The sequence below is a fragment of the Mesorhizobium sp. M2E.F.Ca.ET.219.01.1.1 genome (assembly GCF_004016445.2).
GTDB lineage: Bacteria > Pseudomonadota > Alphaproteobacteria > Rhizobiales > Rhizobiaceae > Mesorhizobium.
Genome location: NZ_SADT02000004.1, coordinates 171,721 through 184,989, shown reverse-complemented (window position 1 = coordinate 184,989; position 13,269 = coordinate 171,721). Strand labels below are relative to the sequence as shown.

Here is a 13,269-nt window from a genome sequence, read left to right as displayed (position 1 = left end):
TTACTCCTCCCACTAACCCTGGTGATAACATCGTGACCCGGAAGGCAGAGAGACCATGATCCTCTACCACTACTGCTCAACAGAAACGTTTTGGTCGATCATTTCGAACCAATCTATTTGGCTTTCGTCGCTATCCCTCTCGAATGACACGATGGAGGGAAAGTGGCTGGTAAAGGTATTTGGCGAACTCCTTCGGGATGAAAAAATCAGTGAATACAAAACCAACAAGATGCTGTTCCACATACAAGGCCTTAGCGATTTCGCCGATGGGCTGGGCTTCTGTCTTTCCGAGGCAGGCGACATGCTTAGCCAGTGGAGAGGCTACGCGAGTAACGCGTCGGGTATGTGCATAGGCTTCGGCAAGGACGAGCTAGCAGCGGTCTCGGCCAAATACCGTGTAACAGACGGCAAAGGCTTTATCGTCTCGAAAGTCGAATACTCCGAAAGCAAGCAGCGCGAACTCCTTCAGCCAGTCCTCGCCAAATTGAAGGATCTCGCTGAAAAAGGGGCGTTCGACGTTCCGAGAAACTTGTTGATGGAAGCCGGGATGACTCAAGAAGAGAAGGAACAGAAAGAAGCGCTACGAGCCGAGCTTTTCAACGAGTTTCTCTATGAAACCCTGACGCTTCTCAACCACCTTTATCAGGTGAAAAACCCAGCTTTTTCGGAGGAGCTTGAATGGAGGCTCGTGTCTTTTTTGACGGGGAGCGACCACGACTGCAAGTTTCGGGCGACTACCGATAGAATCATACCCTATAGAGAATTTTCGCTAAAGCTGCCCGACAACGCTGCCATCAAAGAAGTGATAATTGGTCCGAGAAACATCAGCAGCGTCGATCTGATTAAGAAGCTATTGGCAAAGCACGACTTGCACGATGTGAAGGTGTCTCGCTCAGAAGCGACATACCGGTAGGAGAGCATTTTGGACCCCGCTCCAGCGTCGCCCTAGCACTTGGGGCGGCACGCGTGCTTGTCGCGCTACGGGCGGCGGCTTTGACCGAAGCAGCTTAGAAAAGCGCCGCCTCCGCCGCAGCAAGCTCAGCACTTGCGTCGCCCTTCGGGAATAGATGGCCGTACACGTCGAGCGTCATGACGATGGACGAGTGCCCTAGGCGCTCCTGGACCACCTTGGGAGCAAGCCCAAGTCCATTGTCCTCCTTCGCGTTAATGCAGTAGCTCGCGAAGTAGTGGCGCAGCGCATGGAGGCCCGAATATTTCGGTCCAAGGACGGGCTTACCCTCGTCATCAACCTTGCCTGTGTCGATCGTCACGCCAGCGCTCATCTGAGCTGGGTGCCACCAGTCCTTGATGATGTTGGAGTGGTTCATGACGCCACCCTTGTTCTTCCCCTTGATACTCGGGAAGACGAAGACGCGCGATGTGCATTGCAGCTTCCATTCGCGCAGCTCAGCAATAGCCTTCGGCCCGATGGGTATGGTGCGCTTGCCGCTGCTCGACTTTGGCGAGCCAATCGCGCCGTAGGCATCGGCACGCTGGGCTATCTCGATCTCGCCCTTCGTCAGATTGATCGCGTCCCAGATGAGCCCACGCAATTCGCTTGCCCGCATGCCGGTGATGGCAGCAACACGAAGGAAGACACGTGGCCGACCGGCTTCGGCAGCGTCGATAATGCGCTTCACTTCCTCGGTGGTGGGAATATCGACACCAACCTTGAGGCGCTTCTTGTGTCGACCATCGCTCTTTTTGCTGTCGCGCCCCATCTCCTTCACAGCGTTGAAAACGACCAAGCCCTTCTTCTGGGCGTTTGAAAGCATCGCACCGAGGCTTACCCTGACGGCGCGCACCATCGGCTCCGAAAGGCCCTGCTCCCGAAGCTTGTCCAGAAACGCATAGACAAACGGCACCCCTATCTTGCTCAACTTCGTCTTGCCGATGTTCGGGTAGATATGGTTTTCCAAGTGCCCCTTGTACTGGTCGCGGGTTGAGCGCTCGAGCTTGTCGCACGCCTTCAGCCAATCCGCCCCCGCTTCCTTGACCGTGATGGAATTGGGATCAGCGACATGGATATTGCCCTTGAGCTCCATGCGCACTTTGGCTTCCGCCTCCTTCGCCTCCTTCTGGGTGCGATAAAGCATTTGGTGGCGCTTGCCGTTGCCATCGAAATAGTCGTGGCACCACTTATCGGTTCCTAAACGCTTCCTGACAGACATTGCCTGTTCTCCTGTATCTGGAGAAGCACACTAACGGATTTCAGTGCAACAAAGCAACGAGGCAGCGTTGTGAGCCAGCATCCTTATCCCAAATGGGGTCAGCTTTACGACTTGATCCGTGAGGGACCCATGTCACCGGAAGACCTAGTGAAGAAGCTAGGATGTCCCAATAAACAATCGGTCGTGCAGCTAATCGACGATCTAAGGTATGCTGGTATCGAGGTAGAGACATCACTTAGCAACGGCACTGTTATAAGGAATCGCAGCACCGAGGGTGGACGACATGGTTCCAAGGTAAATACGTATCGTATTAGAAATGGCCCAAGCACCTTTGAAGTGCTTCGAGACGACATGACAGCAGCCACCAATAGGCGACGCGGGCGCTCTGCAACCTAGCTGCAACAAAATTGGCAAAAACAAGAACAAAAACAACGGACTCGCACGGACTCTGACTCCGTTAGTCCTGGTTCGAATCCAGGTTCCCCAGCCAAACTGGACTCCCTTTCGATAAAGCCGTCTGCCGTGTGCCGTTTGCTTCTCCAGATGCGACCGTTTCCGCAAGTAGATCAAACGGTTGTCTGAATACGGCGTGAACCTCGCCTTTGTCCCACTGGCAGTTCGACAGCACGAGATTCAAGAGCCGTTTTTTCTCGTGCACTGGCTGTTTCGCAAAGAGTCGGCTGGCGTTGCGCGCCAGTTCCAAGAGCCGGATGCCGTCCTCCATGTATGATTCCTCGGCGCTGCCATGGCGCTCTATCTCGCGAAGCAGCCGCGTTTGTTCGGTTCGCCACTGCGCGGACATTCGATCGTAGAAGGCGTTGTCGATGCGACCATCGAGCTTGTCGAGATACATGGCGTGCAGCCGATCCTCGAGCCGCTTGTACTCAACCTGGCATCGGTGGATCGACTGTTTATGCTCGCGGCGCTCGTCGGCATGGCTGGCCATGAGGGCTGCTTTTACCCATTCCAGTATCTCTTCGTCGAAATGCAACCGATCGAGCAGGTTGGCGAATGCCTGATCGAGCACTTCCTCGCGGACATATTTGCGGCGGCAATCTGCGTATCCGCCTCGGCCTTTGTTCGCGTGCCCCGTGCAATGATAGTAGACGTATTTACCTTTCTTGATCTCCGCCACGACAGCGCAGCCGCATTCGGTGCAGGTCATCAGGCCGGTGAAGGCAAACTCGTTTCCGATCGGGTGAGTCGGGACCGCATTTCGGCCCGTCAGGATGCCCTGAACCCGTTCCCATAGTTCTATCGACACGAGAGGTTCGTGCTTACCCTGGTGCAATTTGCCGTTCCACTGGAACAGCCCTGTGTAGAGGCGGTTGCGCAGGATCATATGCACCGTGCTGACCGGAACCGGATTGCCGCTCTTGGGATAGATCAACCCATCGCCATGAGCTGCCTTGGCCAGGGCCTTCAACGAATACTGGCCGGTTGCGTAGCGCTCGAACAGCTGTGTGACGACTGAAGCCAGTTCAGGATGCGGCTCGATAACCTTTCTGCCATCCTTGCCCATCGTGTTGACATAACCAAGCGGAGCCTTTGTCGGCCAGATGCCCTGCTCCGCCTTCTCCATCTGCCCCTTGCGGGCTTCCTCCGACAGGTTGTCGATATAATTCTTGGCCATCAAGACCTGGATGCCGTGCATGAACTTTTCGGACGAGCGCGAGTCTCGCGACAGCGTCACACCTTCCTTCGCAAGGTGGATTTCGACATCCAGCTCATCAAGAGTCACCCAGTCCTTCAGGTTGCGATAAAGCCGGTCGGTCTTCTCGACCAGGACGCTTCGAATGCCGGGATGCTTTCGCAGATATTTGACCATTTCGGTGAAGTTCGTCCGGCCGCTCGTCTTGGCCGTCTCGACGTCGATAAACTCCTGCACAATCTCGAACCGCTGTTGCAGGGCGTAGTCGCGCAGCAGCTTGCATTGCGCGGGGATGGAGAATCCCTCCTTCTCCTGCTCCTTTGAGGAGACGCGCGCGTAAAGCAGCGCCTTTACAAGGCCTGCGGGCTTGGCGATCCGGACAAGTCGGTGGTTCATCGGGGCGTCCCTCATTTAGCGCACGGCCGCAAAAGCGAAGCTATTTAGGTGAGCACAACGCGTCGCTATTTGTCCCGGTCAATCCGTTCCCATTCGGCAAGGATGCGGAAAAACCCGCCGAGATTGTCGACGATTTGCCGTGCATCTTCGGTTGACAGCGATCGCCCCGTGCGAGCCCCAAACAAGCGAGCCGTTCGTTCTAAGAAAGCCTCGTCCACGATGCGCCGGCGCGAATACAGATCGCTCTCTGCATCGTGTCCAACGCAGCGTTTGGCATTGCGCCGCGCGGTCTTCACGGCTTCTGTCCCGGGCATATCCGCATCGGGACAAGGATGGCCGAAATCGCCTCAGCGCCGAATGGCCGTTATATGCGCCTACGTATCCTTTTCTACTCTGTATCGACACCAATGGCCGGTTCCTGACCAAGCGGGAGATCAGCGACATGGTTTCCGAGACCGATCAGATCGGCGGCCATGGCTTGATACCGCCGACAATCCGCCTGAACGATGGATCTGTCAGGCCGCTCAAGCGGCACACTCCCGGCGATTTCCTTCAGATCACGCAGGATCGATTCAATGTGTGGCCAGGGGAAATCTGTCGGGTCGTCGATGTCGCGATCTGCGCCGACGACAATTTCGAGCTTCGCCACAACGCCGAGAAGTGAATGTGCAGGCGTACGCGGAAGACGATCCTGAATCTTCAAAGCCGCTGTCGCGGCCTCGACTTCCGCCTGGTAGGCGATCGAATAGCCAACCTTCGAATCCATCGACGCCGGACAGGCGGCGCCGAGAACACGCGTTTCCAGCCGTTGTTGAAGTCGGCAGAGAACCTGCGAGACATGCTGCGCCCGCAACCAATCTCGTAGCAGGTTAAGCGCAGGGTCTGCTTCGTCGGACTGAGGGGATGCCTTTATAGCCCCCTCGCCGCTTCCCACGAGCGTGACGGAAGACAAAGTCGTGCTATTGTCGGAATCAGCCATGATCCGAGCTCCACAACAGCTTGCACGTGGCCAGGCCGGATCGGTGTTGCATCACCTATCCGGCCGCCTAGTTGAAATCGAGACTACACAAAGTGCAGCATATGATCAATCAAAATCACCATATTATGGTGATTTTATGAATCCGGTGCAGTGCCGCATGGCACGGGCTGCATTGGGCTGGGGCGTTCTGGAACTTGCAAAAGCAGCTGGCGTCTCAACTCAAACGGTTGTGCGATTTGAACGAGGTGAGGCGTTGAAACAGTCCACGATAGCTGGGCTTAGAGCAACGTTCGAAGCTGCAGGAATTGACTTCATTGCAGAAAACGGTGGCGGGCCCGGAGTGCGCTTATCGCCCCATTCTAAGAGCTAACAGGCAGAATGTAACGGAGGCAGTTCCACGCCGCGGCAAGACCCTCCGCGCGGTAATCGACCAATGAACAACGATCGGGGCTTTGCTCATCAAATCGGACGTTGGGGTCAATTTTGTAAGTGCTTGCAAGCGGCCATCATCGGCATTTGGCGCTGGGCGTTCAACTCGACAAGTCTGTAGGTCAGCGCTCAACAAACAGAGCCATCGGTACGCTGGACAGATGGTGCTCGGAACTGGACATCAACAGGAGCCGATTCACTGTGTTGTCTTGGATGCCACCAGCGGGCCAAAGGCAGGATATCCGAGCTCTCGGCAGATGCGTTGTAGACTTCTTCCCAATAGAAGCCTTTAAGGCTTGGATGCGCCCAAATTCGGCATTGACGCTGGCCTCGAAATTCGGCTTTGAGCCTCTCTCTGGAAGTGCCGAAAGATACCTCAAGATCTTCCGCATCAGTTTTGGATAAACGTCAAATGCCCCTCGCTCGGCTAGAGTGCTGATCTCCTGGACATCCCAAGGGATGGCAAAATTGGCCTGCTCCATGCTGGCGCGTAGCTGGGTCAACGGCCGTCCGCCCAACCTGCCGCGTTGAGCGGCCACCGTAAGTTCGCGCCAGCGAAACACGCTGTCAGTGACAATGCATGAGCCAGTGGCCTGAGCGAGGTACATCGCTATTTCGAAGTTTGGTGCCATTTTAAATGGCGTGAGTTGCCCGCCGTCCTCTCCATCCTCAAGCGAACCCTCTTGCAGCACAGCAAGTGGGTCTTGTTGACGAAGCCTTTCGAAGCCATCGAGAACAGCCTCGACAGCCGCTTTATTGAGCTCGGGAGAATCGCGGAGAACTTGGCGCCGAAGGGCTTCGCGTGGCAAGAGTAACATTGCCCGTTTATGCTCCTCCTTCATCATCTCCATGAACCCCGCTTCTTCTTCTGGGTCAACTTTCAACCCCTTTGTGCGGACCTGTGCCATTTCGAACATCTGATTGCGTAGGTGGAAATCGAAATTGCAGGGATCCGGAAACAGGGTCACCAGCCCCCGTTCGACAAGCGGCATCATCGTCGTGAACAAGATGACCGACTTAAGGAATTCCTGTCGATACATCTTGGGGTGCTCGAGCGGACTTAACTTCTTGTTGACCGTCTCTGGATGGAGGAAGGGATGCTCAATCAGCAGTTCGTCGAAATACAGCGACAAGCCGAGCGCGCACCTCGAAATTGCAGACGGGTGCAGAACGCCTGTATAAATCGCGCGCGCCGCGCCATCCGGCTTGGGTAACATCGCCAGCAAGTTCGTATCGCGGGGCCACAAGGCGCTGTAGACGCCATAGGCGTGTCTAATCTTTTCGTCGGTGATCTCCCGGCGCACGGTGACCCAATCCCGGTCTTGCGTGATCCCGAGGATTTCGGAGATGCCGTTGAACAGCATCAAATTGCGCTCGCGAATGCTGCGCTCCACCCATGTTGGGCGAAGGGCAACAGGTTTACGCTCGCAGCAAACACCAAATGCGCGGCCGGATCCGCAACCACAGAGGGCGCGAACGTGAGGCGGCTTCGCTGGAGACTCCTTTTTTAGAAACTCGCGCTCCTTTTCGGTTCGGCCAAACGCGTCCTGATAGTAAACTTCCCCGCTTTCGAAGCTCGCGTACATCTCGCCGCCGAAGTGCCAAAGCCCGTTCTTTGGTGGGAGGAAGACATCGCGCAGATCCGCCCAAGGCTCCGCCGACGACATGTCCGGGTGGAGCCATTCCTCTTTGCCGGCAGCGATGTACCGCTTCGCCCGCGCCTTGAGCACGCGGTTAATTCGAATAACCTCGTCGCTCGTCAGCATTCGAGTACGGATTAAGGCGTCAGTGCGCACGATCGAGTTGCGATAGTTCCCCGCAAACGTCCGCTTCTCGAGCGGATTGGCCGAATGGTCTTCCGCGTATTCGAGGTTGGTAAGGATGAGGCAAAAATCTCGGTTCAGTGGAAAGATAGTCTGCGAGCCTTTAGACGCGATCGAGGGTTCGTTCGGATATGCGATGGCGCCCGGAGGGACGGCATAGTTGTAGATGGTGACCGGGTGGTCGCTCACAATGAATTTGACCTCGGCATCCTGGGCCGAAACGATCTCTCGCACCCCCTCGACCCAGATCGTGCAGTGCATCATCCGGATGCCTTGCATCTCAAACATTAGATCGTTCTGTGTTAGTCGCGGATATTGCGCGCTAAGCCAGTCCAATCCTTTGGGAGTGCGGATTTTCTGGATGTCGAGGTACTCGAAGAATGTTGTGAAGTGACGACGCCACTCTCCGGCATCCTCGCCGGCAAAAGCGCGTACCGCGTGAGCTCCGCGCGTGTCGATATCACCGAAGAGCTTGCGCTCAATCTCATCAACTACAGACGTGCCGAAGAACGTTGAATAAAGATCCCTCTGACAAAATGCGCGTGAAGTTGGTGAAACGAATGACGATTTCTCAGTGACCACCCGCCCATCTGGTAGCGTGTGCTGAGGTGGGCTCAGGTTGAGATACGAATAGGTGTTCTGACCCGGCTCAAAGAAACCTTGCTGGTACCATTGCGGGACGTAGTGATTGTTGCGTGTCTTCGTCATTCTCTAAGCGGTGCACGTCCTTCGCGAGACAGTGATGAAGTTTGCTGGAATCGCCTTCTACAAGCATATTTAACAACTATCACGACGACGCGGGCGTATGCGATCGAACTTGGCCGCAAGATATCGGCAGCAGTTGCGATGCCATTATGAATGTTCTAGGTCTGTTCCATGCACTTGGGACTGCCGAAAGACAACGGGCGAGTGTAATGCACAGGGGTGGAATTGCGGATAAAGCGGGTAACCGCTTCGAAGCACGCTGGCTGACGCATCAACTGCTTGGGCTATTGGATGGCACCGTTCGAGGGGTTACGGTTGAGGCCCTCGGAGACGAGGAACAGGGATTTGAATTTGCGCTGACCCGCATCGCCGGGGCTGAATGGCATCAGTGCAAGCGCCAGACCGCTACAGGCACTTGGTCGATCGCCGCTCTCGACGCCGCCGGCGTGCTCGCCGCATTTCGAATCAAAACTGCGAACGTGGGGGCACGTTGCCTTTTCGTGTCGAGTGATCCCTCACCGCCATTAAAGCTGCTTCAGGATAAGCTGCCTGCGACACACAGTCCCGAGACGTTCGAGGCGAGCCTGTCGGACAAGGAAACTCAACACTGGTGTCTGCTCAAGGAGCGACTGGGTTGCGATTCAGCGGAGGCATTTCGGTTCCTCGGGCGGACAGAGTTCCGCACGTTGTCCGAGGCCGATCTCGCTGAAAACCTGCGTGCGCGGATTACCTATTGGTTTAAGGGCGATCCCGATGCGATCGCGGCGCAGTTCCGTACATGGCTCGAGGAAGAACGCAACTTCAATCGCCCGCTCGTATATGACGATGTCATTAGCTTCCTAAGCAGTGCAGGTATCGAAACCAAGCAATACGAACTAGACCGCGCGCTACCTGGGCGTATCCGCGATGCAACCTCTAGCTACGTGGGTTCCTACCCGCCGCTCGGCGCCGGCCTCTACCGCATTGATCGTGCAGAGGTACACGAAGTGCTCGCCGGGCTGCGTGCAGGCGCAGGAGTCGTGCTGCTGGCCGGCGCTGCTGGGATCGGTAAGTCGGCTATCCTCAGCGAAGTAATTGAGCAGCTCCGCGCCCAAGGCACGCTCCATCTCGCATTCCGCGTCGATCAGGCTGGCGCCGTTTCAACACTCGACGAACTGGGCGCGCAAACAGTCGGCACAGCGGATAACCCGGCGGTAGTTCTCGAACAGCTAGCCTCTGACAACCGCGCGGTACTGGTCGTCGACCAGGCCGATGCAGTCAGTGAGGTTTCGGGAAGGGTCGCCGAACTGCGTCGTGTTGTGCTTGAGCTGGTTCGCAAGGCTGCACAATATCCGCATGTCCAACTGATCTTCGCCTGCCGCAGCTTCGACCTCGAAAATGATCATGCATTCAGGCAGATTGCCGAGGCCAAGGGCAATATACGGGTCGACGTGGCACCGTTCCAACGTGCCGAAGTTGACGCGGTTCTCACCCGGCTTGGCATTCTGCACGATCCCAGTAACGCACGCCTGATGGCGCTCTTGGCACTTCCGATCGGCCTGACGCTCGCCGCTGCACTCGCGCAGAGTGGGGTCAGTGACTTGCGCCGAGTAGAACATCTTTCCGAACTTTATGGCCGATTGCTAGCTGCGCGCGATCAGGAGATCCAGCGCGACTTTCGACCTGGCTGGAGCCTGTTTGCTTCCCTGACTGCACTCGCCTCGACAATGAGCGAGCGGCAGGAACTCTTCGCTCCGGTAGCGACGCTCGACCCTTTCGCTGGAGCGATTGATATCCTGCAGCGCGCCGAACTGATCGTCGTGCGCGGCCTCCGAATCGGATTCCTTCATGAATCGCTGTTCGATTACTTGCATGCCCGAGCCTTTGCGCAACAGCGCAAACCAATTATCGATTTCCTGCTGGCTAGCGAACAGACCTTGTTCCGACGCACTCAGACCCGACAAATCCTTGCGTTCGAGCGAGAGAGCGAACGCAACCGGTACCTTGTCGACTTGGGCACGGTCCTTTGCGACGCACGGGTGCGTCCGCATATCCGGGAGACGCTCGTGCGCTGGCTTGCGACGATCCCCGACCCTACGATGGCGGAATGGGAGTTGATCGCACGCTACGCTCAACGCGATGGATTGCCGGTCAAGTCGGGCAACGTCATTTACGAGCGCAAACCTTGGTTCGACCTGCTCAACAGCCAGGGATTGATAAAAGATTGGCTTGGGTGCGATGGGGCGGATCTAAACTGGGCGCTAGGCTTCCTGAGATCGATCGCGCCGATCGCACCCATTGAGGTGTCCCGGCTGCTCAACGACTTTCTAGAGCGTCGGCCAGAGCGCATTCGCGATGTATTTGCAATGTTGCGTTTCATCGATCCAAAGTCGGATGCCAAGTCCCTCGCCGATTGTCTGATCGCCACGCTCGACAGGGCAATACCTGATGATTGGGAAACCGGCGCCGACGATTGGGACGACTATTACGGCGCCTGGATTAAGACTGCGCCGGACGAAGCGGCATGTATTTTAGGCGCGCAACTTCGTCGCTGGTTCCGCCTCCATCCTGAAGGACATCCATTCGGGCATCGCTACGAGAATGGAGGTACTTCGCTACATTGGTTGAGTGAGCTCGCCAAGGCGTCGCCCCTCGGGTTCCTGGAGCAGATCTTGCCTTTCATGCGGGTAGCAATGGAACGTTCGGTGAAGGGTGGTTCGAGGCCCGCTGAGGATTCGATCTGGTATTGGCGGCACCGGGATCAGACCGAAATACAAGCAATCGACTTATTGGATGTAGTGCGGGGCTCGTTGGCTCAGGTCGCCCAACAGAACCCGCCAGCCGCAGCTCGATTGCTCCGCGAGTTAGAGCCAGAACTTTATATCACAAGTTTGCATTTCTTGCTCGAGACCGTTGCGGAAAACCCGAAGGCGCTGCGAGACTTGCTCGTCGAACAGGTCGGTAATCCCGGACTTTTCAAAGCAGGCTGGCAAAGTGCTGACGGGCATTCAGCCGGGCGCGCGATCGCTGCAGCCATGCCTTGGCTCACACCCGATGAGCGCATGCGCTGCGAAAATGCGGTTCTAGCGTTGCGGCCCGAAATCGACAGTGCGACGCGAGCGCTCGCGCGGCGGGAGCAGACGGACGACAAGCCTCGGCTCACACCGAAGCTCAATGACTATCCGATCTGGTGTCTCAACGATTCCGGAAAGCGTGAATGGTCAGTGCTGCGCCAGATTGGTTCGGACTGGTTATCAACAAATGCCCGGCAGCGGTTGGCTGAACTCGACCGAAAGTTCGTCGGGCAGAAGCCGGAACAACCCGACGGCATCCGCGGAGGCATGGTCCGTTCACCTATCGACGGTGAACGTACCAAGCTCATGAGTGACCGGGCCTGGCTGCGCGCGATAGCGAAGTTTAGCCTGCCGCGCGAGAGACGCTTCTCGGGCGAAGACGGATTGCGTGGGGGCGCGAGGGAGCTGTCGTGTGAGTTGAAGGAGCGCACGAAAGAAACGCCAGAGCGTTTCATAATGTTGCTGGATCGGTTTCCCGAGGGTTCGCACGAGGACTTTACCTGGGGCGTCACTGCCGGCATAGCGGAAGCTAAGCCCGACGCAGATATGATCGAAAGGGTGCTCGTTGCTCTGGATGCAAATCCTGCCGCGAAATCGGACGACCGCTCGTTGATCTGGATGATTCGGGGGTGCAAAGGGCCTATCGGTCCGCTTGCTGAAGCTCTGGTGCTGATCGTTGCAACGAAAGCTGATGACAGCACTGGAATTATCGACATAAACCGCGGCGAGCGCGAAAAGGAACCCGACTGGAAGAAGGCCTTTACCTTTGGTGGCGAACTTCGCGCCAAGGCGATTAACTCGGCACGTGGATCCGCCCTCGAAATCCTTGGAAGCATCTGCTGGCACTCGAAAAAAACGTTCGAGAAGTACCGCTCAACGATGGATGGGATCGTCGGCGCCCCCGCAGCTCCACATGTCCAGTCTGCGCTTACCGGGTTGTTGATGTGTGCACTCAAACATGAAGGCAAGCAAGGCATCGGGTGGGTGCTCCGCATCGCCCGCACCTGTCCCGAAGCTCTATATTCCAACGATGGGCAGCAGATCCTGAGCTGGGTCGCTGACCTTGAAATCGAAGCCTTTACCCAAGTAATCAACCTTTATCTGATAAACGAGGACCCGCTCGCCAGAGGATTCGGCGCGCTAGCCATCTTCCGGCGATGTCTCGATGATCGACACTGGTTGTCATTCGCCGAAAAGTTGATTGAAGCCGATGCTGACTATCGCTCTGCAGCAGCTGCGATCGCCGCTGCCAATTTCGACTCCGCCCGCTTCGGAACTACTTGCACTGACTGGTTGATCCGGTTTTTCGACGACGACGAGACAGCCGTACGACACGAGGCGTTTGACTGTTTTCGCCGTATGAAGGCTGAAGACATCTTAGCTCATGCTGAGGTGTTTAAGGCTTATGCGGCATCCAGGTATTTCGAGAGCGAGCGAACCTATTTCCTGCATCGGCTTGAACATGCACCTCCGGGCCTCGACGATCTTATGCTCAAGCTCCTTGAAGAAACTGTCCGAAAGAGGAATGATTCTGGTCGGGATCCTCGAGCATATGAATTGCACGAAGTCGGCGAACTGGCGCTTAAGCTGTATGCTTCAAATAGAGAACATCCAACCCGACGTGCCCGCGCGCTCGGCCTGATCGACCAACTGGTTGAGCGCGGTCTCATGGAAATGCAGAAGCTTGAAGCCGTCTAACCTCTGCGCTGAAGCGAAACCAGTAAGTGACTTTCGGCGATGCCCCTTTCCACATCATAGAACTTGCGAAGAGCGGAGTGCTCATCGGGGCAGCAACATGCAAATCGACATCACTCGCGGTTATTTCGCCACGCTCTTGTATGCCAGGAGACGGGATCAGCGATCCACCGATTGATATCGGATTCCCGCCATCCCGCACCGTTGACGCTGATCTTGATCTGAGCCGGGAACGTGCCATCGGCGATCTTGCGGTACATTGTTGAGCGGGACAGGCCGGTCCGTGCAAGCACGGTGTTGAGGCGAATGATACGATCCGGTTCAGGCATAACGCCATGCCTTTCGCTGAGAGCATTTGGCACCTTCT

At 56.4% G+C, this 13,269-nt stretch carries 9 protein-coding genes; 3 read left to right on the top strand and 6 right to left on the bottom strand.

What is annotated here, in order from left to right; translation table 11 throughout:
• Positions 1-55: 55 nt before the first annotated feature.
• Positions 56-913, top strand: coding sequence for a DUF2971 domain-containing protein (locus tag EN862_RS20855; RefSeq protein ID WP_127867784.1), 858 nt, complete (start codon positions 56-58; stop codon positions 911-913).
• A 94-nt stretch (positions 914-1,007) separates the two neighbouring features.
• Here the strand turns inward: EN862_RS20855 and EN862_RS20850 are convergent, their stop codons facing one another.
• The 4 genes from EN862_RS20850 to EN862_RS20835 form a co-directional block, all read right to left on the bottom strand.
• Positions 1,008-2,171, bottom strand: a complete 1,164-nt coding sequence (locus tag EN862_RS20850) for a site-specific integrase (protein WP_127867783.1) — start codon at positions 2,169-2,171, stop codon at positions 1,008-1,010.
• A gap of 457 nt (positions 2,172-2,628) precedes the next feature.
• On the bottom strand, positions 2,629-4,218 hold the full coding sequence (locus EN862_RS20845) for a recombinase family protein (RefSeq protein ID WP_127867782.1): 1,590 nt from the start codon (positions 4,216-4,218) through the stop codon (positions 2,629-2,631).
• A gap of 65 nt (positions 4,219-4,283) precedes the next feature.
• Positions 4,284-4,514 carry a hypothetical protein gene (locus EN862_RS20840; RefSeq protein ID WP_127867781.1) on the bottom strand — a complete coding sequence of 77 codons (231 nt, stop codon included), beginning with the start codon at positions 4,512-4,514 and terminating at the stop codon, positions 4,284-4,286.
• A 92-nt stretch (positions 4,515-4,606) separates the two neighbouring features.
• On the bottom strand, positions 4,607-5,197 hold the full coding sequence (locus EN862_RS20835; RefSeq protein ID WP_127867780.1) for a hypothetical protein: 591 nt from the start codon (positions 5,195-5,197) through the stop codon (positions 4,607-4,609).
• Positions 5,198-5,333: 136 nt separating this feature from the next.
• Here EN862_RS20835 and EN862_RS20830 point away from each other — a divergent pair, with 136 nt between their 5' ends.
• Entirely contained in the window at positions 5,334-5,567 is a 234-nt protein-coding gene (locus tag EN862_RS20830; RefSeq protein WP_127867954.1) for a helix-turn-helix domain-containing protein, read from the top strand.
• 181 nt (positions 5,568-5,748) lie between these two features.
• Here the strand turns inward: EN862_RS20830 and EN862_RS20825 are convergent, their stop codons facing one another.
• Entirely contained in the window at positions 5,749-8,157 is a 2,409-nt protein-coding gene (locus EN862_RS20825; RefSeq protein WP_127867779.1) for a DUF4238 domain-containing protein, read from the bottom strand.
• 206 nt (positions 8,158-8,363) lie between these two features.
• On the opposite strand from EN862_RS20825, the gene EN862_RS20820 reads away from it, so the two are divergent.
• Positions 8,364-12,905: an ATP-binding protein gene (locus tag EN862_RS20820; RefSeq protein ID WP_127867778.1), complete on the top strand. Its 4,542-nt coding sequence runs from the start codon at positions 8,364-8,366 to the stop codon at positions 12,903-12,905.
• Between the two features lie 110 nt (positions 12,906-13,015).
• Here the strand turns inward: EN862_RS20820 and EN862_RS20815 are convergent, their stop codons facing one another.
• A complete protein-coding gene (locus EN862_RS20815) occupies positions 13,016-13,231 on the bottom strand; it encodes an AlpA family phage regulatory protein (RefSeq protein ID WP_127867777.1) in 216 nt (71 codons plus the stop codon).
• Positions 13,232-13,269: the final 38 nt, after the last annotated feature.